Source organism: Halorussus salinus, from assembly GCF_004765815.2.
GTDB classification, from domain to species: Archaea; Halobacteriota; Halobacteria; order Halobacteriales; family Haladaptataceae; genus Halorussus; species Halorussus salinus.
Genome location: NZ_SBIS02000008.1, coordinates 168,798 through 195,578, shown reverse-complemented (window position 1 = coordinate 195,578; position 26,781 = coordinate 168,798). Strand labels below are relative to the sequence as shown.

Below are 26,781 nucleotides of genomic sequence, written 5' to 3'. Positions count from 1 at the left end.
CACCTGCGGTCGCGCTCGCCGCCGGATTCCCGGTCTCTCGCCGGAACTCACCGCCGCCGTAATCCGAGGTTACTCCACCTTCGACTCCGATTTCCACCTGAACGCACGCGCCGTTTTTTGCTCGCGGTCGCCGGATGTCACCTATGACCACGACCGCAGACATCGCCGACTTCGCGCTCGGTCTCGACTTCGCGGACCTGAGCGACGACACGGCAGACGAGCTAAAGAAGCGAATCGTGGACTCGCTCGGTATCGCAATCGCGGCGATGGACGAGCAACCGGTCGGCGTCGTCGGCGACACGGTGGCCGAGTTCGGCGGCGAGGGATGCACGCTGTGGGGCGGTGCAGGTAGTTCCGGGGCGACGACCGCCTCGCCGCCCGACGCGACGATGTACAACACGACGCTGGTGCGCTATCTCGACTACATGGACTCGTTTCTCGCGCCCGGCGAGACGCCCCACCCGAGCGACAACGTGGCCGGAATCGTCGCCTGCGGGGAGTACGCCGACGCCTCGGGCGAGGAGTTACTCGCGGCGGTCGGCGTGGCCTACGAGGTGCAGGCCGAACTCGCGTGGAACGCGCCGGTCCGCGAGCGCGGGTGGGACCACGTGACCCACACCGTCGTCTCCGCCGCGACCGGGGCGGGGACGATTCTCGGTCTCGACCGCGAGCAGTTGCGGTCGGCGGTCGGCATCGCGGGCACCGCGCACAACGCCCTCCGCGTGACCCGTACCGAAGGCATCTCGGAGTGGAAGGGCGTCGCGTCGGCCAACGCCGCCCGGAACGCGGTCTACTCGGCGTTCCTCGCCAAGCACGGCATGGACGGCCCGAAGAACCTCTTCGAGGGCCAGAAGGGGTGGAAACAAGTCGTCTCCGGGGAGTTCGAGGCCGACTTCTCGCCCGCCGAGCGCGTCCACGACGTGATGACGAAGAAGTACGTCGCCGAGACGTACGCCCAGTCGGCGGTGGAGGGCATCATCGAACTCGCCGAGCGCGAGTCCATCGACCCCGCATCGGTCGCGCGCATCCACCTCGACACGTTCGCTGGCGCGAAACTCATCATCGGCGGCGGCGAGGGGAGTCGCTACGAGGTCGAGACGAAGGCCCAAGCCGACCACTCGCTCCCCTACATGCTCGCGGCGGCGCTCCTCGACCGCGAGATGGGCAACGACCAGTACGACCCCGAGCGCATCCGCCGGTCGGACGTACAGGAACTGCTCAGAACCGTCGAGGTCGAGGAGGACCCGGAACTCACCGAACGCTTCGAGAACGGCGAGATGCCCGCCCACGTCACGGTCGAGACCGACGACGGAACGGTCTACCGCATCGAGAAAGACGGGTTCGAGGGCCACCCCAACGACTCGATGTCGTGGGACGCAATCGAGCGCAAGTTCCACGAGACCGCCGGAGAACGCTACGACGAGGCGCGCCGCGACGAGATAGTCGAGACCGTGTTGCAGTTGGAGGACCGCGACGTGTCCGAGTTGGTGGACCTCCTCGACTGAAGCCGAACACGTTCGGGGTAACTCCTTCTCGCGGGAGACTCGTCGTTCGAAGTATGAGCAGTGACACCGCCACCGAGGACCGGAACCACGACGTGGACCTCGCCGACGACGTGGAACCCATCACCGACCGCGTTCACGACAACTCGTGGTCGGCGAATCTCGAACAGCCTCACCACGCCGAGAGCCGGGACCTCGTGGTCGAGCAGGCCCGGCAGGCGGTCGAACACACCGCCGAGGGCAACCACGTCAACCTCGTCACGCACGGCGACCACGGCCACCCTGAGACGTACCTCTACGACGCGCTCTCGGAGGGGTTCGGCGGGCAACTCTCCGGGACGGACCTCTCGTGGGAGTACGTCGAGCAGTGTGGCTGTGGCGGCCACGTGACTCGGGTCTACGTGGAGTAGGGGGTTCGCTCGGTTCCTACTGGCGGACGTACAGCGTCGCGATGCCGAGGAGGATGAACAGGAGGCCCCAGTACAGCGAGTCCCACGGCAGTACCTTCAGCATGAGCGTGACGATGCCCGACGAGAGGAGCGACCAGCCGACCGTCGTTTGGTAGGTCATACGTCCAATAGGAAGTCGAGGCAGTTGGGTTCTGGGGGCGAACGACGCCGAGGAGCGCCCGCCGTTCTCCCGCTGGCCAACAGTAAAGTGCGGGTTCGTCGTACCCCGGACGGGAGATTGGGATGGACAGAGCATTCGACTTTCTGCACGTCAACGAGCGCGAATCGAAACCGCGGGAGAAGGGCATCACCGAGATTCGGGGGCCGTACTACGACCCGATGGGACCGCGGGAGTTACAAGACATCCTCGACACGATGGGCGAGTACGTCGATATCTACAAGTTCTCGGGCGGGTCGTTCGCGCTGATGCCCGAGGAGGCCGTCGAGGAGCTAATCGGCATCTGTCACGACCACGACGTACAGGTCTCGACCGGCGGGTTCGTGGAGAACGTCCTCGTCAAGGACCACGACAAAGTCGAGCAGTACGTCGAGGAGGCCGGAAATCTGGGCTTCGACATCGTGGAGATTTCGTCGGGGTTCGTCGCCATCGACACCGACGATTTGGTGGCGCTGACCGAGATGGTCCAAGAGAAGGGCCTCAAGCCCAAGCCCGAGATAAACGTCCAGTTCGGCGCTGGCGGGGCCTCGTCGGTCGAGGAGCTAGAGAGCGAGGAGGCCATCGACCCCGCGAGCGCGGTTCGGGAGGCCGAGCGCCACCTCGACGCGGGAGCCTACAAGATAATGGTCGAGTCGGAGGGCATCACCGAGCGCGTCCGCGAGTGGCGGACCGACGTGGCCTTCGAGATAGCCAACGAGGTCGGCGTCGAGAACTGCGTGTTCGAGGCGGCGGACCCCGAGGTGTTCGAGTGGTACATCAAGAACTTCGGCCCGGAGGTCAACCTCTTCGTGGACAACTCCCAGATAGTCGAGTTGGAGTGCATGCGGTCGGGGCTGTGGGGCAAGAAGAGTTCGTGGGGCCGGGTCACGTCGTACGACCGCGAGCAGTAGCGGTCCGGCACGTGTCAGACGCCAATCGCGTGACGAGAGAGGAGCGCGACGAGTTCCGGCGAATATCGTGTTTCATATATAAGTCACCCTTACTGGCCAAGGGTTTAACAAAAGGACTTACGTTCCCGGAGGTTAATTGCTACAGCATGATGCGTGTCGGAACAGAGAGGGGTGACGGTCGAAGCCACTACGGATGAACCTCAGTTATCAGCACGCGAACCCCGCGACCGGCGGCGGTTCGTATCTCCTTCGCTTTACGGACGCGACGCTCGACCGGACGCCCTGTCTCCTCGTGGACTCCGGCGTCGGCGTCGATCTGGACTCGCTTCTGGCGGACGACGAGTATCTCGCGGCGGTCCTGTTGACTCACGCTCACCTCGACCACTACGCCTCGCTGGCCGATTCGCTCCGGGACGGCGCGCCGGTTTACACCGCCGAAGCGACCGCGAACGTCCTCGAAAACGTACTGACCGAAGGCGAGAAGAACTACGAAATCGGCGCGACCGATTCGGTCGCCGACGCCATCGAACCGCTCGACGACTGGGAGACCATCGTCCCCGAAGTGGAAGTCGCGCCGGTTCCGGCGGGTCACACGCCCGGCGCGGCCGGATTCGTCGTCCGGTTCCACGACGGGTCGCGGGCCAACCACCTCCTGTTCACCGGCGACTTCACGATGCGCCGCGCGGCGGGCTATCGCGGCTTCCAGTCGGACCTCCCCGTCGATATCGACGCGCTGTTCGTCAACGTCTCCACGACCGACGACTTCGAGGAGACCCTGACCGACTCGCTGTTCACGCTCTTCGAACGCTCGCAGGCCGGGTCCCGCACCGTCGTCACCGCCAGCGCGCTCACCGCGGTCCACTACGCCTACCTGCTCGGCTACCTCGGCGAGGAGGTCGGCGAGTCGGTCCCGGTGACGCTGGCCGGGCAGGCCGCGAAACTCTACGCCGACTTCGGCTACGACGTGCCGAACGTCGAGGCGGTCCCGGTCTTCGAGTCGCCCGACGAACTCCTCGAACGCGGCACCGTCACCTTCGCCGGACCGGAGGTCCCGACCGAAGGGAGCGCGCGTCGCCTGTTCAAAACCATCGAGGACGACTCGTCGGCCACGCTCGTCCAGTTGACGGCGGGCGCGACCAACCCCGTCGAGACCGCCTCCTGCACCGTCTACGACTACGAAATCGTCAACCACCCCTCGATGTCAGTCATCGACGACGTGGTGTCGGCGCTGAACCCCATCCACGTCGTCGCGGGCCACGGGCCGCGGCGCGCGCTCCGGAACTTCCGGGGGCGCTACGACGAGCGGTTCGTCTGGGCCAGCGACGACGACCGCGAGCAGACCCTCTACGAGAACGGCCGCTGGTCGCCGCCGCCGTGGTTGAGCGACACCGCGGTCCAGTCCATCCGCGCGCAGGACTGGCAGACCAACGGTGCCCGCTTGGGCGACCTCGTCGCGGACGGCGAGCGGCAACTCCCCGAAATCGTCCGTGCCGACGACCCGGACCTCCAAGCGGAGGGCGTCGGCGTCGAACGCCTCGACGACCGGTTCGGCGCGAGCGAGGCCACCGCCCCGTCGGCGACCGCCGACGGCGCGAACTCGCCCGACGGAACCGCGGTCGCGGCCTCCTCGGCGGACGGTGCGACCGCGGCGGAGCGTGCGACCGGCGACGAGTCCGGGACCCACGCGGCGACCGAATCCGAGACCGGAGCGGCGGCCCGCGCCGGGAGTGACGCGGCGGCCGAGTCCGGGACCGGAGCCGACGCCGCCACCGGCGGCGAGGAGACCAGCGGCGAGGAGACCGGCGGCGACGGGTCCCTCCTCGGCGAGTCGGTGGCGGCCGACCACGACGCGGTGCAGGATAGCGAACGATTCCGCCGGGCGGTCCTCGGCCGCCTCGACGCGCTCTCCTCGGACGAGACCGGCGAGTCGGTCCGCGCCCGCGTCGTGGACGGCGGCGAGGACGTGACCCTCCTCAGACTGCTGGACGACGCCGACTTGGACCACGGCGACGAAGTGACGGTGGTTCTCTCCGACGACGAGTGAGCGGTTCGACGCGCTTTTGACGTGTTTCTATCAATCTTTAGCATAACTGTAGATTTCTTTGACGTTGCTATGTCTTTTTTATCTAATAACGGCACAGGATTGCGACCGCACGGCACCGCGACCGGACGGCGAGCCGATGCCGACGCCGAGGAGTCACCGTACGGCGACCGCACCGCTACCCTCGACCGCACTGCGACCACAACGCTGGCTATCGCCGACACCTCTCGAACCGCAACAGCACTGCTACGGCGAACCTCACGCCTCCCCAACCGCTTGCGTTGCTCGTCTCCGCTTCGCTCCGACGTGCGCTACTCAGCCCTCGCGCGAGAAGGCGCGGCCACTCCGGGCCGCGCCTGCACGCGCCGACCACAGTGGGGGAACCCGAGATTATCCCGCTATTCCGTGTCCCACCATTCCGAATCCTGCTACACCGAGTCCCGCCGACCCGAATCGCCCACACCTCTATGCCCGTGCCCACCCTCTCGGGAGGCATGGAGTACGAAACCGTCGGGGACGAGGAGGTCCCCAAAATCGGCCTCGGAACGTGGCGGCTACAGGGCGAGACCTGTCGCCGGACCGTCGAGACCGCGCTGGAACTGGGCTACCGCCACGTCGATACCGCCCAAGCGTACGACAACGAGCGACAGGTCGGGCGGGCCATCGCCGAGTCGTCGGTCGAGCGCGAGGAGGTGTTCCTGACGACGAAGATCTGGCCCGGCCACCTCGACAGGGACGCCATCCGGCGCTCCGCGGCGTCGAGTCTGGCGCAGTTGGGCGTCGAGCAGGTCGATTTGCTCCTCATCCACTGGCCGAATCCCCTCGCGTCCACCGCCGAGGTGATGGCCGGGTTGGAGGACTGCATCGACGCCGGGTTCGCCCGGCACATCGGGGTGAGCAACTTCTCCGTCGAGCAGTTGCGGACCGCGCAGGCGGCCGCCGACGCGCCCATCTTCACCGACCAAGTGCAGTTTCACCCCTACCAGCCACAGCGCGACCTCCGGGCGTACTGCCGCGCTCACGACGTGCTGGTGACCGCCTACAGTCCGCTGGCCCACGGCGGCGTCCTCCACGACGACGTGCTTCGGGAACTCGGCGTGGTCTACGGCAAGTCGCCCGCCCAAATCGCGCTCCGGTGGGTCGTCCAGCAGGAGGGCGTCGTCGCCATCCCCAAGTCCACCAGCGAACGCCACCTCCGGGAGAATCTGGAAGTGTTCGACTTCGAGTTGACCGACGAGGAGATGGTCCGAATCGAGCGCCCCTCTCGGCTCCGGACCGGCGCGTCGTTCCTCCGCGGTCGGTTCGGGGTCTGACGGCTGGCGGTTGAGTCCGACCGCCCTCACCGCGGAGTCGATAGGTTTTCGGTCGTCGCACTGACAGTCCCGGTCGAATGCCATCCCCGTCGCTCAGCCTCTTCGGCGTCATCCACGCCGACCGTCCGGCGAAGGTCCGGGCGGAGTTGGACGAGTTCGCCGCCGACGCCGACGCGCTGTTCATCGAACGACCCGAGACCGAGATAACGCTCCGGACGTTCGGCCGCGTGGCCGCCCGCACGCCGACGTTCCTCCTCGGGATGTTCGTCCAGCTCGTCGCGTTCGTACCGCTGTACGTTCTCCTGCACCGGGAGTACGACGAGGCCGAAGCCATCGCCGTCCGCCGGGTCGCCGCCGACCGGGGCCTCCCGGTTCACGAAGTGGACGACCACCCGGTTCTCTACATGAGTCGGGCGGGACCGCGCTGGATACTGGCCAACTGGGCCGCGCTCGCGGCGCTGGCGTACGCCTTCGGGACCGCCTTCGCGGCGTTGGCGGGTCTCCTCGTCTTCTCGGTCGGTGCGACGCTTCTGACCAAGTGGCTCGACCGCCGCCTCTGGCTCGTCGCCGCGATTCCCGCGACGGTGGGGCCGTTCGCCCTCGCGGCGGCGAACGGTCTCGTCTCCATCTTTCCCGTCGCCGGGGTACTGGTCTTCTACGCGGCGTCGGCGGGCCTCCTCAACGAGTACCGGAATTCGCACATGCTAGAGCGCATCTCGACTATCTCCGGCCGAGAAGGGTACGACCGGGCCTGCCTCGTCACGGGGAAAGCCCACGTCGCGGGCCTCGCCGGTCTCGCGGCGGACGCCGACCTCGCCGTCTCCCGAGTCCACGTCTCCCGGTGGCTCAGACGCTCGGACGACGTAACCGACGACCCGGACCCCGAGGAGTTCGGGGGGTCGTCCCCGCTCGGGTGGCTGACCACCGCGTTCGGACTCCGCCGCCCCGAACCGGCACGGGGCACCGAGACGGCGGTGTTCGGCAGGCGGATAGTCGCCGCCATCGTGGACCTCGGCGGCGCGGCCGTCGCGAGCGTCGTCGGCGGATTGGCGTTCGGCGTCGTCGGGGCGGTGGTCGTCGGCGGCGCGGGCTTTCTCGCGGTCGGCGACTCGGCCATCACCGCCTCGGTCGTCGTCGGGTTGGTCGTCGCTCCGCCGCTGTACTACCTCGTCTTCGAGGCGACGCTCGGTCGCACGCCCGGCAAGTGGTTGCTCGGGTTGGTCGTCGTCGCGGGCGACGGGTCGCCGGTCTCCCGGCGCGCGGTCCTCGTGCGGAACCTGCTCCGGCCGCTGGACCTCCTCGTCTGCTACGCGCTCGGGTTCGTCGTGATGCTGGCGACCGACCGCGCACAGCGACTCGGCGACGCGGCGGCCGACACCGTCGTCGTCCGGACCGAGTGACGCGCTCGGGCCGGGCGGCCGACGAGAAGGAGTACCGGACTATCGAGCGGACTTTCGAGGAGTTCGAGATAGAGACTGCGTGAAGGGCGAATCGGGAGTCGGGTCGGGAGATGGGGTTACGCGGTGACGGAGGACTTCTCGCCGAGGTGTTCGGTCTCCCACTCGCGGCGGGCCTCGATTTCGCGGCTCCCGCGGTCGGTGAGCGCGTAGTAGTTGGTGCGCCGGTCGCGCTGACCTTTGTCCACGAGACCTTTGTCCACGAGCGTGTCGAGGTTCGGGTACAGACGGCCGTGGTGAATCTCTTTCTCGTAGTACGATTCGAGTTCTTCCTTGATGGCGAGGCCGTGCGGTTCGTCTTTCCCCGCGATGACGTACAACAGGTCCCGCTGGAAACCAGTCAGGTCGTGCATGAGTTACGATAGCCGATAGTTCCCCTGTAATTATAAGCTTGGTGGCCGCTTAATTCAGTATTTTGCCCCAAACCCTCAACTTTGGGTGGTATCTTACGAAGCTGTCAGCTAGTATGATAGTAATCCGCACGGACGATTTCGGCGTTCTCGTCGGGGTGTAGCCGTCGTCCAACGTTTCAGGCACCGTATAACAATGGCCGTCCCGCGGCTACGAGTCGGTACGACTGCCGGAGTCCGGTCCGGCGGAGACACCACCATGAAGTATCTGTTCTTCACGAACACACCGGCGCAGGTCCACCAGTACAGGCGCGCAGTCACGACGCTCCGGGAGCGAGGTCACGACGCGCTAGTCCTCGCGCGGGACTACGGTTGCACCGTGGCGCTCCTCGACCACTACGACGTTCCCTACGAGTCCTACGGGCGAGTCGGCACCGACAAGTTCTCGCTGGCCTCGGAACTACCCAAGCACGCCGCCAGAATCGTCTTGGAGACCCGGCGGTTCGACCCCGACTGCGTCTTCGGCCGCGGGTCGTTCGCCGCGCTCGCGGGCACCGTCGCCCGCGCGCCGGTCGTCCTCGTGGACGATTCGGAGACCACCGACCTCGACCACGCCGTCGCGGTCCCCCTCGCCGACGCCGTGCTGACGCCCCACACGTTCGAGAAGGACCTCGGCGAGAGCCACTACGAGTTCCGCGGGTTCAAGGAGTGTGCCTACCTCCACCCCGACGAGTACCAGCGCCAGAGCGACATCCGAGACGAACTCGGCGTCGGCCCGGACGAGGAGTTCGCCATCGTCCGCCTGAACGCGTTCGGCTCGCACCACGACGTGGGGCAAGCGGGCTTCACGCCCGCGAAGCGCCGGGAGCTAATCGAGCGGCTGGCCGAGCGAGCGACCGTCTTCGTCTCCGACGAGGGCGGCGAGTTGGACACCGAGGAGACGCCCGCCAGACCGTTCGACCTCCACCCCGCGCTCCTGCACGACGCGCTCGCGGAGGCGTCGCTCCTCGTGGCGGACACCCAGACGATGGTGACGGAGGCCGCCCTGCTCGGGACGCCAGCGATTCGGTCGAACTCCTTCGTCGGCGACGACGACATGGGCAACTTCGTGGCCCTCGAACGCGCGGGGCTGGTCTACAACCTCAAGGAGTTCGACGCGGTTCTGGACGCCGCGACCGACATCCTGAGCGACGAGACGGCCGCCGAACGCTGGCGGACCCTCCGCGAGGAGTACCTCGACGACAAGGTGAACCTCACCGAAGTCGTGGTCGAGGTGGCCGAACGCGCGGCCTCCTCGGGCGGTCTCGACGCTCGCTCGCTCGACCGCGTGGCCGGACTCGACTCCCGGAGCGCCGACAGGGACGCCGACCGTGCGCTCCCCTTCGGTGCGGTCCGGAGCGACGGCGGCGAGGAGACCCGGTCTCGCCACGAGACGCCGCCCCGACGAGCGGCCCGAGACGAGCGAGCGCGGGACCGCGACGGAGCGAGAGACCGCGACCGAACGGAGGGAAACCGACGGTGAAGGTCCTCAACCTCGTCTCGAACGAGGACGCGCGGTTCTTCGAGCAACAGGAGAAGGTATTGGAGCGGCGCGGCATCGACTGCACGACGATGAAACCGCCGGGCGACCACGTGGCCCGCGAGGACATGACCGAACGGACGGTCGGCGACTACCTCAAGTTCGTGCCGCAGGTGGTCAGCGAGGCGCAAAACGGCTACGACCTCGTTCACGCGAACTACGGGCTGACCGCGCCGATGGCGCTGGCCCAACTGCGGCTTCCGGTGGTCCTCTCGCTGTGGGGCACCGACCTGATGGGCGAGTACGGGTGGCTCTCGAAGCGGTGTGCGCGCCACTGCGACGCGACCATCGTCATGTCCGACGAGATGGCCCGCGAACTCGGCCAGCCCTGCCACGTCATCCCTCACGGCATCGACATGGACCGGTTCGCGCCGGAATCGGAGGAGGAGGCCCGCGAGGAGGTCGGGTGGAACCCCGACGCGCGCCACGTCCTGTTCCCGTACCCGCCCTCCCAAGACGTGAAAGACCACCCTCGCGCGCGGCGCATAGTCGAACGTGCGAGCGAGCGCGTGGACGCCGACGTGGAGTTGCAAGTCGTCTACGGCGTGGCTCACGAGGAGGTCCCGACGTACATGAACGCCGCCGACGCGCTCGTGTTGACCTCGAAGCGGGAGGGGTCGCCCAACTCGGTGAAGGAGGCGATGAGCTGTAACCTCCCGGTCGTCTCGGCCGACGTGGGCGACGTACGCGACAGACTCGACGGCGTGTCGCCGTCCGCCGTCTCGGACGACGACGACGAACTGGTCGCGGCGCTGGCCGACGTGTTGGCCGACCCCCGGCCCTCCGACGGTCGGGAGGCGATTCGGGACGTTAGTTTGAACCGGATGGCCGAGCGCATCGAGGGCGTCTACGAGTCGGTCCGGTCGTAATTTTTCGCTACTTCGCTCGGATTTCGTTCCAGTTCTGCCTTCTCTTTATCCTGCGTTTCCATTGATTCCCGCCAACCGGTGCCTACTCCCTGCTCGCCCGGTCGTAGGCGGTCCCAACCGCTCCGGTCGAACCTGTCGCTCGACCGAACCCTAGGCACGGTGTACCACTCGATACGCCGCGTAAACCCCGTACGGCGGTCCTATAGTCGGGGCAACCTACCGCTATCTCGATATAGGCGCTTGAGAACAAAGTGGCGAGAAACGGACGAATACTCCGAAGGAATCATGAGTTTACAGGTAGCCGAGGGCGAGGGAGTCGCCCACTCTGCCGAGCAACGTCTCGGCAGCGCCCACGTCGTCGTCGGCATCCCCGCGTACAACGAGGAGAGCGGTATCGGGAGTACCGTCCTCGGGGTCAAGCGGTGGGCCGACGACGTGGTGGTGGTAGACGACGGCAGTACCGACAGGACTCCCGAAATCGCCGAACAGGCCGACGTGACGGTGTTGCGCCACGAGCGAAACCGGGGCAAGGGAGCCGCGGTCCGGACCCTGTTCGACCACGCCCAGCAGGCCGAATGCGACGCGCTGGTCCTGCTGGACGCCGACGGTCAGCACGACCCCGCCGACGTGCCCTCGCTGGCCGAACCGGTCGTGGACGACAACGCCGACATGGTCATCGGGAGTCGGTACCTCGCCGACGACCCCGACGACGAGACGCCCGCCTACCGGCGGGTGGGACAGGTCCTGCTCGACTACTGCACCTCGCGCGTGACCGGCGGCGAGGACCTGACCGACACCCAGAGCGGCTATCGAGCCTTCTCCCCCGAGGCGCTCGAAACCCTCTCGCTGACGACCGATGGCATGGGCGTCGAGAGCGAGATGATAGACTCCGCGACCAGCGAGGACCTGACCATCGCCGAGCGCGCCATCGACGCGCGCTACGACGATTTGGAAGGCCAGACCCACAACCCGGTCAAACACGGGCTCGCCGTGCTGGCGTTTCTGGCGCGACTCGCGAAGCGACGACGACCGACTTCCCCCCGAGACAACAGCTAACATGTCTACGATACGACTCCCCGCGAACCTCAGCGACCGCTACGAACTGCTCGCCGACGAACTCGACGGGTTCGACGACGCCGACGACCTCGCCGAGTACGTCCTCGAATCGACCGCCGCCGAAATCGAGCGCGGCGACGCGGCCAGCGGGGCCGCCGACAGCGCCGACGACGACGTGGTGGAGGACCGCCTCGAACAACTGGGGTACCTCGAAAAGTGACGATGAGCGACGGCTCAGTCTACGTCTTCGGGCTGGACGGCGTACCGCCCGAACTGGTTGATAGAGGCATCGACGCGGGACGACTCCCCAACTTCGAGCGGATGCGCGGCGAGGGCACCGATGGGACGACGCGCTCTACGGTCCCGCCCCTCTCGATGATAGCGTGGAGTTCGTTCGCCACGGGGCGCAACCCCGGCAACCACGGCGTCTACAACTTCATGCTCAAAGAGGAGGGCGGGTACGGCACCAACTTCGTCAACGCCGACACCCTCCGCGAGCAGTCGGTGCCCGTCTGGGAGTATCTGGACGCCGAGGGCAGACGCTCGGGCGTGATGAACGTCATGCCGGGGTATCCCCCGTCGCGGACCTCCGGGTTCCACATCTCGGACAACATCACGACGCCCTCGTCGGGGTCGTACGCCTTCCCCGACCAGTTGGAGGCGGACATCGAATCGCGCGTCGGCGAGTACGACGTGGACCCCTACGAGAGCTACGACGACGGGACCGACGAGGAGAACCTCGGCGGACTCCTCGACGCCTTCTTCGAAATCGAGCGAAAGCGCATCGAGGTCGCCAAGATGCTCGTGGACGAGTACGGCTGTGACTTCTACTCGCTGGTCTTCTCCGGCCCCGACAACGTGTTGCACGTCCTCGGGCACGTGCTGGACGAGACTCATCCGAAGCACGACCCCGACGTTGCGGCGCGGTACGACGACAAGCCCCTCCAACTGCTGGAACTCTACGACGACTTCTTGGGCTGGGTCATGGAGCGCATGGACGACGAGGACACCATGATGGTCCTCTCGGACCACGGCCACGGTCCCATCTACCAGACCATCAACCTCAACTCGTGGCTCCATCAGGCGGGCTACCTCGAACTCGAAGACCGGCCGTGGACCCGCCTCAAGCAGTTCGGCTACAACCACGTCTACGACGCCGTGGAGACGGCGATGAGCGAACTCAACCTGTTCTCGAAGCTCAAGATGGGTGTCGCCCGCACCAGCGGCGACGGCTCCGGCCCGGACCTCGCGGAACTGCTGACCATCTCCCGGAAGGACATCGACTGGAGTCGGACCGCGGCGTTCACCGTCGCCAGCGGCGGCCAAATCTATCTGAACACCGACGACCACGACGAGGGCGCGATTTCGCCCGAGATGTACGACGACGTGCGCGAAAGCCTGCGCGAGGAGCTACTGGCCATCGAACACCCCGAGCGCGGCGAGCGCGTCATCGACTCGGTGCTGTACGGCGAGGACGTGTACGGCGACGAGTACGACGAGACGCGCCCGGACCTCGTCTGCATGCCCGCGCCGGGCTACCAGATTCAGTACCCCCAGACGATGAAGACCAAGCGCGTGTTCGCCGACCCGCCCAAGACCGGTTCCCACACCTCCCAACACGAGATGCACGGCATCTTCTACGCGTGGGGCGGTCCCGTCGAGAGCGAGACCGGCGTGACGGTGGACCTCACCGACTTCGCGCCGACGGCCTGCTCGCTACTGGACGTGCCGGTGCCCGAGGAGATGGACGGCGAGGTCCGCGACGACGTGGTGGACGTGCGCGGCGAGCGCGAGCGGTTCGACGGGAAGGTCGAGGCGAAGCGCGCGGTGCGGGAAGTGGTCGGAGACATCGAACAGTAAATTAGGTGTACTTCCAATTTTTGTCGGCCTTTCTCCTTTCATTTTCAACTATCTTGTTTTCTCTTTTGCTATTTTCTTCTGAGTATCTGCTGTCAAGGATTTTCATCCATCCTTTATAAAATACAAGCATCGCAACCCCGGTAATCGCCAAGAAAGTAGCCGATATTTCACTACTGCTTTGAGTGATTGCAGTAGCAACAACACCGGCAATAGCACCACCAAGTACGGTTTCGCCTGATTCGCGTAGCAGTTCAAACATAACTTTTCTATAGCAGTCCAGAATAAAAATCGTGGCGTTCGGTCAATTCAGTTCGACTGCCACCTTCTCCCCACTCCGCGCCGACTCGTAGGCCGCTTCCGTCAACGCCGTCACGGCCAGCGCGTCGCGGGCCGTGGCGGGCGGTTCCTCGCCGGTCTCGATGCAATCGAGGAACGCCTCGGCCTTCGTGCGCTGTTGGCTCCGGTCGATGTAGGGGATGACCGTCGTGCTGTCGGCCTCGACGCGTTCGAGTTCGCGCTCCTCCCACTGGCGGCCTTCGAGGTAGACCGCGCCCTCGTCGTCCCAGACGTGGATGTGTTCGCGGACGCAGGGCGCGTCGCTGTGGACCGAGATGGTTCCGTGGGCACCGTTCTTGAACTCGACGGTCAGGATTGCGCGCTCGTCCACCCGGCCCTCGTCGTCGGCGAACACCATCTCGGCGCTGACCTCCTCGGGGACGAGTCCGGTGGTCCACAGCACGGCGTCCACGAGGTGGCTCCCGGTGTCGTAGAGGTTCCCGCCGCCCGAGAGGTCCGGGTCGGTCCGCCACGTGTCCTCGAACCGGGAAATCCAGTTCTGCGTGATTTCGGCGCTCACGAAGTCCGGTTCCGGGTTCGACGCCGCGTCCGCGGTCGAACCGGCGTCCGCGTCCGAGTCGCCGCTCGCGGCGTCGGTGCCGGTCGCGGCGTCCGCACTGCTCGGGGCGTCGCTCCCCTGCCACCGCTCGCGGGCGGTCTGGAACGCCGGGTTGAGGTGGCGCTGGTAGCCGACCATCAGGACTCGGTCGGTCTCCTCGTCGCGCTCCGCGAGGTCGCGGGCCTCCTCCAAGTCGGTCGTCAGCGGCTTGTCGCAGAAGACGTGGAGGTCCCGGTCGAGCGCCGCCGTCACCATCTCGTAGTGGAGCGTGTGAGGCGTGGCGACGAGTACCGCGTCGAGCGGTTCGGCGTCGAACATCTCGCGGTACTCCTCGTACTGAGACCCCTCGCCGACGTAAAGACTCTCGCCAGCGGTGCGTCTGGTCTCGGGATTCACGTCCGCCAGCGCCGTCACCGTCGAGCGCGGGTCGGTGTTGAACTGTGCGCCCACCGTGGTTCCGATGTAGCCGCCGCCGACGACGCCCACTCGGAGTTTCTCGGCCTGAGACATCCGTGTACGAGAGGAGTACGAGAGTAGTAATTCATTCTTCGGCCGTTCGTCGGGTCGGACGCCGAACGCGTCGGCCACACGCCTTTTGGGCGCGCAGGGAGGAGTCGGAGCGGAGAGTCCGGTCGCGTCCGGCGAACCGTCGGCCTACTCGACGCGGACCGGCGACGCGACGAACCAACCAGTGGACGCACGGGCTACGACTCCGGTACGGTTTCGGGGGTATCTACTATGCACGACACGGACATCGACAGACGGGAGTTCCTGAAGAAGAGCGCGGTCGCACCGGTGGGGCTGGCTGGCGTGTTGTCGCAGGACGAACCGTCCGCCGCGCGCACGGCGAGACGCGTCGTCTTGGACTATCCCGAGCGCCTCGAAGGGGGACCCAGACAGAAGATACTGCTCATGACCGACCGAGACGAGGAGAACTCGGACGTGAGCGAGGTGGCGGGGTGCGCGTTCGCCGACTGGCCGCCGACCGACGTAGGCGTCTGGGAGGGTATCATCGTCGATTGGGAGAGCGCGGCGGGGGACTTGCGGTCAATGTTCTCCGGTGCCCAACCGGTGGTTCGCGCGAACAGACTCGTCGAACTCGACACCATCTACGTGGACGAACAGGACTCGCCCGTCCCGCTGGGGACGCCGTTCGTCGCCAACCGCGTCGAGGAGTGTCCGGGCGAGTGGGTCGGACTGAACGCGACCCAGATTCCCGGCGTAGAAATCAGGACCGGTCCCGGCGTCAGCACCGGCGAGTAACCGATTGCCGGGGCCGACCGCGGAGAAGACTCTTTTGACTGTCTAGCACTCACTCCCGTTCCGGGCGCTTCGAAAAACGGCGACCGAATTGCGGAGTAACGATTACCGCTCTCGTTAGCGAGTCCGTCAGATGGTTTCGTTCCCGTCAGGCGGTCTCGTTTCCGTCGGTCTGATTGCCGTCGCCCTGCGTTCCGCCGTCACCGCCGCCACCGCCGCCGTCGCCACCGACGGGCGAGAACTCGACGGTGACCATGCCGAGTTCGTTGTAGCCTTGGTTGGCGTACTGGCTCTGGTCCGGGCCGTAGAATCCGTCGTAGTCGCCTTGGTCGATGCCGAACTGCTGGAAGTCATCGGGACCGTAGGGACTGAACGCCGGACTCAATTGGTAGGTCTGGCCCTGCTGGACGTTCGCCTGTTCGTAGGGGAACAGGAGCGCCCACGACTGGCGGCCGATTCGGTAGTCGATGACGCGGGTGTTGAAGTTGGCGAACACTTCGGGGTCGTCGAACAGCAGTTCGTCGTTCGGGTCCGCGAGGAAGTTGTCGCCCTGCTGGTCGGTCTCTATCGGTGCCCAGTCGATGGCTTGGGAGTTCACTTCGAACCGGGCGCGCGGGTGGAACTGCGTGTTGAACATCAGCCCGCGCATGGCGTCCCCGTTCTGGTCGCCTCCGTCCTGTGCCGCGACCGTCCCCGTCCCCGAGAGGCCCATCGCGAGGCCCCCGGAGGCGATGGCGCTCTTCTTCATGAACGACCGACGAGACGATTCGTCCGCGATTCCGTCGATGATGGTGTCGTTTTCGGTCATGGTCGTGTCTCAGAAGTCGAACCAGCCGTCGTCGTTATCGACGTTGCCGACCGCGCTGAACGTCACGTTGACGAGGTTCGAGGAGGGCGTGTCCCCGCCCCCGTTGTTGTTGCCGTCGTCGATGTCCTCCCAGTCACCCCCGAGCCGGTAGAGGACGCCCTGCTCTATCTCGGCGTCCTCGTAGGGGAAGAAGAACGCGAACATGTTTCTGGCCCCCACGTACTGGATGAGCCGATTGTCGAAGCTAGCGAGGAACTGGCCTTCGCCAGCCCCGGCGGGCGTCGACATCCCCTGCAGTTCGGTCGAGACGACGTGGAATCGACCGTCGGGGAAGAACTGGTTCTGGAACATGTACGCTTCCCCGCCGCTGTCCTGCAACGCGGCTTCGCTCGCCGTGGTGTCGGTCTCGTTTCCGTTCATGGTGTAGTAGACTGCCCCCTCCGGGACGAGGAGAACAAACTTATCCTCGGGGTTAATCTCGTTGGCCAGTTGTCGAATCAAGCGGTCGTTAGGCGACTGGAATCCGAGCCAGTCGAGTTTCAACTATCGGTAAATGGCAAAAACGAAGGAGCGGTCTCCGGGCGGGAAATCGGTTCGTACGTACCACCGAAACGCGCACGAACCGGCGGCCGGACGACGAATCCCGACGAGGACCCCGGTCGTCGGGCGTCCGCGACGAATCAGTCGGTCCGGAGCGACCTGCCGGTGTCGGGAGACGCGCGCCAACTGACCACGCCGTGACCCGCGAGGCCGACGACGAGGAACACCGCGTTCCGGACCGGATTCCCGAGTCGGAGGAACTCGACGCGGTACGTCTCGGTGCTGAACGGCCAGAGCGGACTCACCGGTTTCGTCCCCGGCAGGAGGACGAGCAGGTCGCCGACGACGTGGCTGGCGGTGCCGACGAAGAAGCCAAGCGAGACGAACGCGAAGACGCGCACCGGGTCGAACTCGTCTCCGAAGCCCTCCTCGCTCGTCCGCCGGGAGACCACCACTGCGACCGACGCGACCACGCCGCCGACGAGACCGACGACGGCGGCGAAGGCAAACGTGTGCGTGATTCCGTGGTGGACGAGACCGGGAACGTGCCTGTCGAAGTCCGGGACCAACGCCGCCGCTAGCGCGTACGACGTGAACCCCGTCTGCGTCCGCGGGCGAAGCCCCGCGGCTATCGGCGCGGTGAACAGCAGCGCGACGCCGAAGTGGCCGAGGGGATACATGGTCGAAGGAAAATCGGTCGCTTCTCGGTCGGTACTACGTCGAGGAGCCAAAAGAGGCCACCGGCCACCGCGGACCTCCCCAAAGCGTACTTTTCGGGACGGCGAAGCCGGGACCGTCGTCATGACTCGACAGCACGCGGCCAACCACCTCGCGACCATCCTCGGCGTCACGCTGGCGGTGTACGCCGTGTGGTCGATGCTACTGAACCCGGCGACGGGGCCGCTTCCGGGGACGGTCGTTCCCATCGTCGTCGGACTGGTCGTGTTGACCGTCGGTGTGGCGTCGCTCGCGTGGGGGTCCTACCGGACCTACGCCGAGCAGTAACCGACAGCGCGTCGAGACAGTGACCGACGGCGTTTCGAGCGTCGGCCCTCCGGCAACAACGCACTTCCGACCGGCCGCCGTCCGTCGGGACATGGCAACCATCGTCGCGATAGAGTCCGAGGAGGGCGCAGTGCTGGCGGGGGACCGACGCCACGCCGCGGGCGACACCGTCGCTAGCGACGAGAAGCCCCACGTCTTCGACTTCGGCGCGGTCGGCGCGGCGGCGGTCGGCGGCGAGGGGGCCGGGACCACCGGCGGCATCGACGAGTTCCGGCGCAGGCTCGAAACCGAAGTCCAGTCCCACGAGACCGAACACGGCGAGGAGATGGGACTAACCCGACTCGCCACGCGCGCCAGCGAACTCGCCGACGAGGAGTCGGTCCAAGCGGTCGTCGCGGCCCGCGACGAGGACGGGTCGGCCTCGATTCGGGGCATCCGGAGCGACGGGGGACTCCTCGGCGACGCGGTGGTCGCGTTCGGGTCGGGCGCGCAGTTGGCCCTCGGCGTCCTCGACGGCCGCGAGGAGGACCGGTCGTTGGACAAGGCCGAAGACCTCGCGCGCGACGCCATCGACGCCGCGGCCGACCGCGACACGGACACCGGCGCGGAAATCGACATCTACCGACTCGAAAGCGAGTAGTCGGCGCGACTGGACTCCGCAGTCGATTGCTCGACAAACTACCCGGCGCGCGCTGGCGCGTCGTCCGCGGGCGACGCGCCATCAGCGCGCGAGGGACGAGTATCGGAGCGGAACGCAGTGGATCGAGAAACGCAGTCGGTTGGGGAGGCGTGTGGCTGATGCGGTGCAGTGCGGTTGCGGTGACTCCTCGTTGTCGGCGACAGTGCGGTTCACTGTTGGAGTGCTGTCTACTGTTGGAGTGCTGTCTACTGTTGGAGTGCTGTCTACTGTTGAAGTGCTGTCTATTGTCGTGGTGCTGTCTACTGTCGTGGTGACTCCGAAGGAGCGATCAGCGGTTTCCTCGAACTCGAAACCCACCCGCGCTCGCCTCCACACCGGTTTTTAACTCCCTCCGACACCTACCCACGAGCGAACATGACACAGGTCGAAATCGAGTACTGCGTCCCCTGCGGGATGCTCGACCGGGCACAGGACGTACAGCACGCGCTCTTGGAGGAGTACGGCGAACGACTCGACTCGGTGGCGCTGGTCACGGGCGACAGCGGCGTCTTCGAGGTGCGCGCCGACGGCGAGGAGGTCTTCGACAAGGAGGAAGACGAGTTCGACGTGGACGCTATCGTGGCCTCAGTCGGCGAGAGCGTGTCGGCGTAAGCCGAACGCTCACCTCCGACCCTCGCTCGTCGTCCGATTGTCCGCCGCCTGCTGGTACCACCCCGGACGCTCGACGGTCGTGTTCCCCATCTCTGACACCCGAATCGTTCGAGTGACGACGACTCGCCGGTCTTCGACAATCGTCCGGCGGAGCGTCTGCATCGAGCGAACGACGCCTTGCGAGTCCACCAGTGCCGTGAACTCGGACGGCAACTTCGCCGTGGCGGAGTCGGCCGTCTCGTTTTTCGAGAACCAGAGCGAGGGCGTGGAGACGAGTTTGGTCAGCGTCGTCCCGTCGCGCTCGACCTGTCCGACGACTTCTGCGTCACCGGCCCCGACCGTAGCGTAGAGTCGTTCCCACTGCGAGGTCGGGCCGAGCCTCACCCGCGACGGACTCGTCCAGTGATACGTCGTCTCCGCGCCGGAGGGTTTCTCGGCGACTACGGCGTCGGTCTCGTTCGCCCAGACCGCGAGATGGGAGCGTTCGCCGCCGAACCAGCGCGTATCGTTTGCGACCGTCTGGGTCCTGACCGCGGAGTAGGAGTCGCCGCCGGGTGCGACCCGCACGACAGTGTACTCCTGTGCGACCAGCGTGCCGTTCGGGCGGCGATACGTCGCGCTGGTCGAGACGGTGTAGGAGGTGTTTCCGAGCGCCCGCTGGTGGGCATCCACGAGCGCCAGCGGGTCGGTAATTCCCGATTCGTTCACGCCCGGCGGGAACTCGGTGGCGTTCGCCTGCGACGGGGCATCTGCGTCCGAAACGAGAGCCTGTGACGCCACACCTGCGTCAGCGGAGTGGGTCGTGAACGACGCGTTCGGTTTCGAGACGTGGGCAGTCGAGGACGGCGGTACCGCGGCACCGACCACCCCGAGGACGAGGAGGCAGGCTAGAACTGTTCGCGTCATCGGTTTCCCTGTCCATCGTCACTGTCGAGCGACATTTAGTTACTGCCTGTCGTCACGTCCGCCGACTGTAATTTCTACCTGTCGGTGCCCGGAAGGTTTCGAACGGTCGGAGTCGCGCGCCCGAGACGCGCCGAAACCCCGACGAGACGCCGGAAGACGCCGAGTCGCCGAGTTACGCATCTCCTGACGAGTCGAGGTGTCACCCGCGCCACAAAACCGAGTCGAGGATTTATCACGGACCGCGTGGTCTACCCCTCGGGGGCTACGGAATGTGTATCAGCCAGTACGGGGGTAGTGTCACAGTTACAGGTGCCGCCAGCGATCGCGACAGGCACCGATTGACCGACGGGACGGAGGAGTTCGCATGAAGTTGGCGATGGTCGGCTTCGGACAGGCCGGTGGCAAAATCGTGGACAAGTTCATCGAGTACGACCGCCGGACCGGCGGCGAGGCCGTCCGGTCGGCCGTGGCGGTCAACACCGCGAAGGCCGACCTCGCGGGCTTGGACCACGTGCCCGAGTCGAATCAGGTCCTCATCGGTCAGTCCCGCGTGAAGGGCCACGGCGTCGGCGCGGACAACGAGTTAGGGGCCGAAATCGCCGAGGAGGACATCGACGAGGTGCAGGGCGCGATAGACAACGTCCCGATTCACGACGTGGACGCCTTTCTCCTCGTCGCGGGGATGGGCGGCGGCACCGGGTCGGGCGGCGCGCCGGTCTTGGCGAAGTACCTCAAGCGCATCTACACCGAACCGGTCTACGGACTCGGCGTCCTGCCGGGCCGCGACGAGGGCGGCATCTACACGCTCAACGCCGCGCGGTCGTTCCAGACGTTCGTGCGCGAGGTGGACAACCTCCTCGTCTTCGACAACGACGCGTGGCGCGAGGCGGGCGAGAGCGTCGGCGCGGGCTACGACCGCATCAACGAGGAGATAGTCCGGCGGTTCGGCATCCTCTTCGGCGCGGGCGAGGTTGAGGGCGACGAGGCGGTGGGGGAGAGCGTCGTGGATTCGAGCGAGATAATCAACACCCTCTCGACCGGTGGCGTCTCGACCATCGGCTACGCGGCCGAGGAGGTAGACAACCCCTCGGGCGGTCTCCTCTCGCGGTTCAAGAGCGACGGGACCGAGGCGGTCGATTCGGCCCACGCGACCAACCGCATCACGAGTCTGGTTCGGAAGGCCGCACTGGGGCGACTCACCCTGCCCTGCGAAATCGACAGCGCCGAGCGGTCGCTGTTGGTCGCCAGCGGACCGCCCGAGTACCTGAACCGCAAGGGCGTCGAAAAAGGTCGGAAATGGCTCGAAGACCAGACCTCCTCGATGGAGGTCCGGGGCGGCGACTACCCCATCGAGGGGGCCGAGCAGGTCGCGGGCGTCGTCCTCCTGTCGGGCGTCTCGGAGGTGCCCCGCGTCGAGGAGCTACAGGAGGTCGCCGTCGAGACGCAGGACAACATCGACGAGCTTCGCGCCGAGAGCGAGCAGAACACGACCGACCTCATCGAGGACGACGACGGCGAGTTGGACCCGCTGTTCTGAATCTTTCTTCGAGTCGGCTTTCCGGAGTTACGCGCTGCCTCCTCCGGAAGAATCCCCGTCCGAGTTCTGCCCGCCCACTACCTCGAAGACGATGACGCCGTCGTTCTCGAAGACGGTCCGGTACGTCGGCGAGAGGTGCATCGACATCGCCAATTTGCTCGTGCGCTGGTACTGCATCCCGCGGACCGTGAACTCCCCTTTCGGCAGGTAGATGTAATCGGGGTGGACGCCCTCCTCCGAGAGCGTGTGGCTCATGCACTGGGCGCTGTTGCACGACGAGACTCCCCGAAACAGGCCCAACTGGCGGGTGTACGGCTCGTGGCCCTTCCATTCGACGCCCCACGGTCCGACCAGCATCGTCCGGTGGGTCTGCTGTGGGAACCACTCGGCGGCGTCACCCTGTACGACGAAGGTGGCGCTCGGCTTCGTGTTGCGCTCGGCCCACTCCATCGCCTCCACGTCGTCGTGGTCCACGAACTGCGGGAGCGACGGACTCCCGGCGTGGGCGTCCACGTCGCCGGTCGTGTACATCGCGCTCCCGGCGATGCCGACCGTGGCTATCAGGACCAGCGCGGCCGTGACGACCCCGCGACGACCCACGGCGAACCGGGACTGCTCCTTGAGACGGACCCCCAGCACCTCCAGCAGGAACACCGCCGTGATGAACGACCCGGCGAGCATCGAGAAGCGCGCCTTCCCGATGACGGCCGTCACCGCGACGAACCAGACCGGCAGGAAGAACCGCCGCTCTTTCAGGAGGTAGACGGCCCCGACCAGCGGCAGGACCGACAGCAGACTCCCGAAGAAGACGTTCTGAAGGCTGACGTGCGTGAGCGCCGACAGCGAGGGGATGCCGCCGCCCAACCCGCCGTGCGTGCCCGCCGCGCCCGTGAACACGTCGATACCGTGGGCGGCCATTACCTGCGTCCACCACGGCGCGGCCAGCAAAATGCCGCCGAACCCGACCACCGCGCCCCGGACGAGTCCCCGGAGCGACCGGTCGAACTGGAGAAAGAGCAGGAAGTACGATAGCGCGAAGAAGACGGTGTAGACGGGATGGGTCAGAACCGTCAGCGTGAACAGTACGAGCGAGGGGACGACCCACCGACGGTCCCGGTACTTGTAGAGGCGCAGTCCGGCGTAGATGCCCGACAGCGAGAACAGGAACGCCGGTGCGCGGACGATGCCGCCCGCCGAGATGTGCCACTGGAGGACCGGCGGACTCACCGCGACCAGCAGACTCGTCAGCGCGGCCTGCGGCCGGGAGTCGAACAGGTCGCGGGCGAACAGGTACAGCGGAACCAGATACGCCAGCGTGACGATACCCGGCAGGAACCGCGAGATGGCGATGGGGTCTACGCCGGTCAGGTCGCGTATCGCCGCCACCGCGTAGAACATCAGCGGCGGGTACGCGAAGGGGACGCCGCCCTCGGTGTAGTGGGGAATCGTCTCCGGAAGCGCGTAGCCCATCTCGGAGATGCGCTCGGCGATGAAGAGGTACAGTCCGGCCCCGAACGAGGGGTAGGGGTGCGAACGCAGATAAACTAAAAAGAGGACGATTCCCGACAGGAGCGCGGGCGCGAGCCACATCAGTTCCCGTTTCCAACCCTCTTCGCGTACCGTCGTCTCGTGTGTGACGTTCTGTTCGGTCATAGAGCGGACTCCTCGCGTCCAATTGGACGCGCTAGTCTTGGCGTGGCCTTGTATCGGGGGTCCCTTTGTTATCCAGTGGCTATCGAATCCGCCGCGAGCGGGAGCGAAATCGGCCGCGTCGTTACTCGTCGCGGCCGCCGTTCAACCGCGGGTTTCCTCGTGAACGGTTCGAAACGAATCAAATACCTTTCGGCCGAGACGAGGCCGCTCCGAGGCATCGGGTCGAGACTCCGATACCGCCCTCGACCGGCGAGACGACGGGACTCCGACTCCGCTCCGACCGCGAGGAGACGAGACCCGACCCGGTAGGAACGAGAAAAGGTGACACACCAGACGGCGTAGGTGTCCGGTAACGAACATTTTAGCGCCTCGACGGTTGGGTCTCCGGCCGGGACTCCTCTGCGCCGAGGTATCGTCTACTCGTACCGGAGCGCGTCGATGGGGTCGGTGTGGGCCGCGTCCCACGCCGGGTAGAGCCCCGCGAGGACGCCGACGAGGACGCCGACGGCCACCGAGGCGACGAACCAGATTGGCTGAAACGCCAGCGGAAGCCCGATTGCTTGGGCACCCGCGTAGCCGCCGGCGATGCCGACGACCGCGCCGAGCGCCGACCCGAGGACGCCGAGCATCACCGCCTCGACGAGGAACAACTGGAGTACGTCGCGGTTCTGCGCGCCGACGGCTTTCATGATGCCGATTTCGCGGGTCCGCTCGGTGACCGACACGAGCATGATGTTGGCGATGCCGATGGACCCGACGATGAGCGAGATGACCGCGATGCCGGTGATGTAGGCGGTGAACGTGCTGGTCAACTGCTTGACCTGCCCGATTATCTGGTCTTGGGTCGTGACCTCGAACTGGTAGGACTGGGACTTGAGCTGGCGCGCGTCGGAGTTCTGGCCGAGGTAGTTGTAGACCCGGCCCTGCACCGCATCGACCTGACTCGCCGACTCGGCTTTCACGAGGAGACGCCCGTAGACCAACTGCTCCTGTTGGGTGGTCGGACTCCGGGAGGTCCGCAGGTAGTAGGGTTCGGTCGGCGCGTAGATTCGGGGGTCGGCGCTCCCCTGACTGAACCCGAGGACCTCGCCGCCGCCCGTCGATTCCACGATGCCGACCACCGTCGCGTTGAGCTGTTCGTTGCTCGCGGCCCGCGTGAACGAGATGTTCGACCCGACGGTCACGTTGTCGCCGAACATCCGGGCGGCGGGTTGGTTCAGCACCACCTCCTGTTCGCCGGTTCGGTACGGTCTGCCCGAGACGAACTGGATGTTCCGGACTTGGAAGTAGCCCGGCGACGAGACGGTGATGAACTGTCTCCCGACCGTCGAGTTGTTGTAGGTGACCGACGAGGCGGCGATGCCGCTCTCCGGGGCCGCGAGTTCCACTCCCGGAAGCTGGCGTATCTGTTCCACGTCGTGCTGAGTGAACACGACCGACCCGCCACCGCCGCCCAGCGACGGCACGCGACTGTCGCCGGGCGACTGGGCGGTCACGTACATCGTCGCGGCGTTGCCGCCAGCGACGGTGCTGATGATGTCCTGTTGGAGGCTCGCGCCCAGCGTGACGAAGGTGATGACCGCCGCGACGCCGATGATGACCCCCAACGTCGTCAGCGTCGAGCGAAGCTTGTGTTCCCGGATGTTGCGCCAACTGATTCGTGCCCCTTCGATGACGTTCATCGTGTTCCTCCGGTCCCCCGTTCCCGGTCGCCGACTCCGCCGGGTTTCCGTGGTTCGGTTACGACGAGCAGCGACAAAAACCCCCGAACCGAAACGCCGCGTTACCGGCGTTTTAGGCCGTTCGAAAGGCCGTTTCGTCCGTTTCACCGACGCCCGGCGGCGCTTCGACCGTCCCGTCACCCGAAGGTACAACCCGGTGGGCGACGAACTGCGCACGTCATGGACAGACTCAATCCCGCCACTGGCGAGTCACTCGAACCGATTGCGGACGACTCCGAGGAGAACGTCGAGGCCGCGCTCGACCGGGCCACCGAGACCTTCGAGGAGTGGCGAGACGTTCCCATCAGGAAGCGCCAGCAGTTGCTGGCGAACGCCGGGGAGGTGCTTCGAGACAAGGAAGACGAGTACGCCGAGTTGATGACCAGAGAGATGGGCAAGACGCTGGCGTCGGCCCGCTCGGAGGTCCAGAAGTGCGCGTGGGTCTGTGACTACTACGCCGAGAACGCCGCCGAACACCTCCAGACCGAGCGACTGCCGGGTCCCGCTCACGCCGAGGCGAAGGTGTCCTACGAACCGCTCGGCCCGATTCTGGCGGTCATGCCGTGGAACTTCCCGTTCTGGCAGGTGTTCCGGTTCGCCGCGCCCCACCTGACCGCGGGCAACGTCGGTCTCCTCAAGCACGCCTCGAACGTGCCGGGGTGTTCGGAGGCGATTCAGGAGGTCTTCGAGGAGGCGGGCTACCCCGAGGGCGTCTTCCAGTCGCTGATAATCGGCTCCGACCAAGCGGCGGGAGTCATCGAGGACGACCGCGTGAAGGCGGTCACGCTCACGGGGAGCGCCCGCGCGGGGCGCTCGGTAGCCAAGACCGCAGGCGAGAACCTGAAGAAGACGGTCCTCGAACTCGGGGGGTCTGACCCCTTCGTCGTGCTGGACGACGCGGACATCGAGTCCGCGGCGAAGACCGGCGCGACCGCCCGGACCATCAACGCCGGGCAGTCCTGCATCGCGGCCAAGCGATTCGTCGTCCACACCGACGTGTACGACGAGTGGCTCGACGCCTTCGTCGCCGAGATGGACGACCTGACGGTCGGCGACCCGACAGACGACGGGACCGACCTCGGCCCGCAGGCCCGCGAGGACCTGATGGACGACCTCCACGAGCAGGTCCAGCAAACCGTCGAGGAGGGCGCGACGCTCGAACTCGGCGGCGAACCGCTCGACCGCGAGGGCTACTACTACCCGCCCACGGTCCTCACGGACGTACCCCGTGACTCGGTGGCCGCCTGCGAGGAGGTCTTCGGTCCGGCCGCGGCCGTCTTCGAAGTCGAGAGCGAGAAGGAAGCCATCGAGTTGGCCAACGACACCCACCTCGGTCTCGGCGCGTCGGTCTGGACGCAGGACTTGGAGCGGGGCGAGCGCGTCGCCCACCGCATCGACGCGGGGTGTACCTTCGTCAACGAACTCGTCAAGTCAGACCCCCGCGTCCCCTTCGGCGGCGTGAAAGACTCGGGCTACGGCCGCGAACTCGCCGAACACGGCATCGAGGAGTTCGTCAACAAGAAGACCGTCTGGGTGCAGGAAGCCGACGCGAGCGACGAAGACGTGACGATAGAGTAGCGCCCACCGGTTCACGAGACGCCCGGTCGCGCGACCGGGCGTC

Annotated in this window: 27 protein-coding genes; 17 read left to right on the top strand and 10 right to left on the bottom strand. The window is 66.3% G+C overall.

The features are described from left to right. Positions 1-143 precede the first annotated feature (143 nt). On the top strand, positions 144-1,505 hold the full coding sequence (locus tag EPL00_RS17995; RefSeq protein WP_135854168.1) for an MmgE/PrpD family protein: 1,362 nt from the start codon (positions 144-146) through the stop codon (positions 1,503-1,505). Between the two features lie 53 nt (positions 1,506-1,558). After that, positions 1,559-1,912 (top strand): CGCGG family putative rSAM-modified RiPP protein, encoded by a 354-nt coding sequence (locus EPL00_RS17990; protein ID WP_135854169.1) that lies wholly within the window; start codon positions 1,559-1,561, stop codon positions 1,910-1,912. Positions 1,913-1,928: 16 nt separating this feature from the next. Here EPL00_RS17990 and EPL00_RS23645 read toward each other — a convergent pair whose 3' ends face one another. Next, entirely contained in the window at positions 1,929-2,072 is a 144-nt protein-coding gene (locus EPL00_RS23645; RefSeq protein WP_202932688.1) for a hypothetical protein, read from the bottom strand. Between the two features lie 122 nt (positions 2,073-2,194). Between EPL00_RS23645 and EPL00_RS17985 the strand changes: the two genes are divergently transcribed. From EPL00_RS17985 to EPL00_RS17970, 4 genes are all read left to right on the top strand, one after another. Beyond that, positions 2,195-3,019: a phosphosulfolactate synthase gene (locus EPL00_RS17985; protein ID WP_135854170.1), complete on the top strand. Its 825-nt coding sequence runs from the start codon at positions 2,195-2,197 to the stop codon at positions 3,017-3,019. Positions 3,020-3,212: 193 nt separating this feature from the next. After that, positions 3,213-5,063, top strand: a complete 1,851-nt coding sequence (locus tag EPL00_RS17980; protein WP_135854171.1) for an MBL fold metallo-hydrolase — start codon at positions 3,213-3,215, stop codon at positions 5,061-5,063. A 491-nt stretch (positions 5,064-5,554) separates the two neighbouring features. Further along, a complete protein-coding gene (locus tag EPL00_RS17975; protein ID WP_135854172.1) occupies positions 5,555-6,373 on the top strand; it encodes an aldo/keto reductase in 819 nt (272 codons plus the stop codon). 77 nt (positions 6,374-6,450) lie between these two features. After that, positions 6,451-7,773: an RDD family protein gene (locus EPL00_RS17970; RefSeq protein WP_135854173.1), complete on the top strand. Its 1,323-nt coding sequence runs from the start codon at positions 6,451-6,453 to the stop codon at positions 7,771-7,773. A 116-nt stretch (positions 7,774-7,889) separates the two neighbouring features. Here EPL00_RS17970 and EPL00_RS17965 read toward each other — a convergent pair whose 3' ends face one another. Further along, the gene (locus tag EPL00_RS17965) at positions 7,890-8,183 is read right to left on the bottom strand and encodes a PadR family transcriptional regulator (protein ID WP_135854174.1); all 294 of its coding nucleotides are present in this window, start codon (positions 8,181-8,183) and stop codon (positions 7,890-7,892) included. A 256-nt stretch (positions 8,184-8,439) separates the two neighbouring features. Here EPL00_RS17965 and EPL00_RS17960 point away from each other — a divergent pair, with 256 nt between their 5' ends. From EPL00_RS17960 to EPL00_RS17940, 5 genes are all read left to right on the top strand, one after another. Further along, entirely contained in the window at positions 8,440-9,702 is a 1,263-nt protein-coding gene (locus EPL00_RS17960) for a DUF354 domain-containing protein (protein WP_135854175.1), read from the top strand. Next, complete coding sequence (locus EPL00_RS17955) at positions 9,699-10,628, top strand: glycosyltransferase (RefSeq protein WP_135854176.1); 930 nt, start codon at positions 9,699-9,701, stop codon at positions 10,626-10,628. The genes EPL00_RS17960 and EPL00_RS17955 overlap by 4 nt, the downstream gene beginning before the upstream one ends. A 285-nt stretch (positions 10,629-10,913) precedes the next feature. Next, the gene (locus EPL00_RS17950) at positions 10,914-11,684 is read left to right on the top strand and encodes a glycosyltransferase family 2 protein (RefSeq protein ID WP_135854177.1); all 771 of its coding nucleotides are present in this window, start codon (positions 10,914-10,916) and stop codon (positions 11,682-11,684) included. A 1-nt stretch (position 11,685) separates the two neighbouring features. Further along, complete coding sequence (locus EPL00_RS17945; RefSeq protein ID WP_135854178.1) at positions 11,686-11,904, top strand: hypothetical protein; 219 nt, start codon at positions 11,686-11,688, stop codon at positions 11,902-11,904. 2 nt (positions 11,905-11,906) lie between these two features. Further along, entirely contained in the window at positions 11,907-13,544 is a 1,638-nt protein-coding gene (locus EPL00_RS17940; protein WP_135854179.1) for an alkaline phosphatase family protein, read from the top strand. A gap of 1 nt (position 13,545) precedes the next feature. Here the strand turns inward: EPL00_RS17940 and EPL00_RS17935 are convergent, their stop codons facing one another. Together EPL00_RS17935 and EPL00_RS17930 are read right to left on the bottom strand one after the other, a co-directional pair. Then, on the bottom strand, positions 13,546-13,803 hold the full coding sequence (locus tag EPL00_RS17935) for a hypothetical protein (RefSeq protein WP_135854180.1): 258 nt from the start codon (positions 13,801-13,803) through the stop codon (positions 13,546-13,548). Positions 13,804-13,845: 42 nt separating this feature from the next. Beyond that, on the bottom strand, positions 13,846-14,949 hold the full coding sequence (locus tag EPL00_RS17930) for a Gfo/Idh/MocA family protein (RefSeq protein WP_135854181.1): 1,104 nt from the start codon (positions 14,947-14,949) through the stop codon (positions 13,846-13,848). Between the two features lie 228 nt (positions 14,950-15,177). Between EPL00_RS17930 and EPL00_RS17925 the strand changes: the two genes are divergently transcribed. Continuing rightward, entirely contained in the window at positions 15,178-15,702 is a 525-nt protein-coding gene (locus EPL00_RS17925; protein WP_135854182.1) for a twin-arginine translocation signal domain-containing protein, read from the top strand. Positions 15,703-15,847: 145 nt separating this feature from the next. On the opposite strand, the gene EPL00_RS17920 is transcribed toward EPL00_RS17925, so the two are convergent. From EPL00_RS17920 to EPL00_RS17910, 3 genes are all read right to left on the bottom strand, one after another. Next, positions 15,848-16,507, bottom strand: coding sequence for a twin-arginine translocation signal domain-containing protein (locus EPL00_RS17920; RefSeq protein ID WP_135854183.1), 660 nt, complete (start codon positions 16,505-16,507; stop codon positions 15,848-15,850). 9 nt (positions 16,508-16,516) lie between these two features. Further along, positions 16,517-17,050: a hypothetical protein gene (locus EPL00_RS17915; RefSeq protein ID WP_135854184.1), complete on the bottom strand. Its 534-nt coding sequence runs from the start codon at positions 17,048-17,050 to the stop codon at positions 16,517-16,519. A gap of 137 nt (positions 17,051-17,187) precedes the next feature. Beyond that, entirely contained in the window at positions 17,188-17,727 is a 540-nt protein-coding gene (locus EPL00_RS17910) for a metal-dependent hydrolase (RefSeq protein ID WP_162224257.1), read from the bottom strand. A gap of 121 nt (positions 17,728-17,848) precedes the next feature. Between EPL00_RS17910 and EPL00_RS17905 the strand changes: the two genes are divergently transcribed. The 3 genes from EPL00_RS17905 to EPL00_RS17895 all read left to right on the top strand — a co-directional run bounded on the left by EPL00_RS17905 (position 17,849) and on the right by EPL00_RS17895 (position 19,343). Continuing rightward, the gene (locus EPL00_RS17905) at positions 17,849-18,052 is read left to right on the top strand and encodes a hypothetical protein (RefSeq protein WP_162224256.1); all 204 of its coding nucleotides are present in this window, start codon (positions 17,849-17,851) and stop codon (positions 18,050-18,052) included. A 91-nt stretch (positions 18,053-18,143) separates the two neighbouring features. Continuing rightward, positions 18,144-18,692 carry an Ntn hydrolase family protein gene (locus tag EPL00_RS17900; RefSeq protein WP_135854186.1) on the top strand — a complete coding sequence of 183 codons (549 nt, stop codon included), beginning with the start codon at positions 18,144-18,146 and terminating at the stop codon, positions 18,690-18,692. Between the two features lie 414 nt (positions 18,693-19,106). After that, the gene (locus tag EPL00_RS17895; RefSeq protein ID WP_135854187.1) at positions 19,107-19,343 is read left to right on the top strand and encodes an Rdx family protein; all 237 of its coding nucleotides are present in this window, start codon (positions 19,107-19,109) and stop codon (positions 19,341-19,343) included. 9 nt (positions 19,344-19,352) lie between these two features. Here the strand turns inward: EPL00_RS17895 and EPL00_RS17890 are convergent, their stop codons facing one another. Further along, positions 19,353-20,249: a hypothetical protein gene (locus EPL00_RS17890; protein ID WP_135854188.1), complete on the bottom strand. Its 897-nt coding sequence runs from the start codon at positions 20,247-20,249 to the stop codon at positions 19,353-19,355. Positions 20,250-20,613: 364 nt separating this feature from the next. Here EPL00_RS17890 and EPL00_RS17885 point away from each other — a divergent pair, with 364 nt between their 5' ends. Further along, entirely contained in the window at positions 20,614-21,786 is a 1,173-nt protein-coding gene (locus EPL00_RS17885; protein WP_135854189.1) for a tubulin/FtsZ family protein, read from the top strand. 27 nt (positions 21,787-21,813) lie between these two features. On the opposite strand, the gene EPL00_RS17880 is transcribed toward EPL00_RS17885, so the two are convergent. Next, the gene (locus tag EPL00_RS17880; RefSeq protein WP_135854190.1) at positions 21,814-23,439 is read right to left on the bottom strand and encodes an ArnT family glycosyltransferase; all 1,626 of its coding nucleotides are present in this window, start codon (positions 23,437-23,439) and stop codon (positions 21,814-21,816) included. 416 nt (positions 23,440-23,855) lie between these two features. Continuing rightward, a complete protein-coding gene (locus tag EPL00_RS17875) occupies positions 23,856-25,121 on the bottom strand; it encodes an ABC transporter permease (protein WP_135854191.1) in 1,266 nt (421 codons plus the stop codon). Positions 25,122-25,340: 219 nt separating this feature from the next. On the opposite strand from EPL00_RS17875, the gene EPL00_RS17870 reads away from it, so the two are divergent. Continuing rightward, entirely contained in the window at positions 25,341-26,738 is a 1,398-nt protein-coding gene (locus tag EPL00_RS17870; protein ID WP_135854192.1) for an NAD-dependent succinate-semialdehyde dehydrogenase, read from the top strand. Positions 26,739-26,781 lie beyond the last annotated feature (43 nt).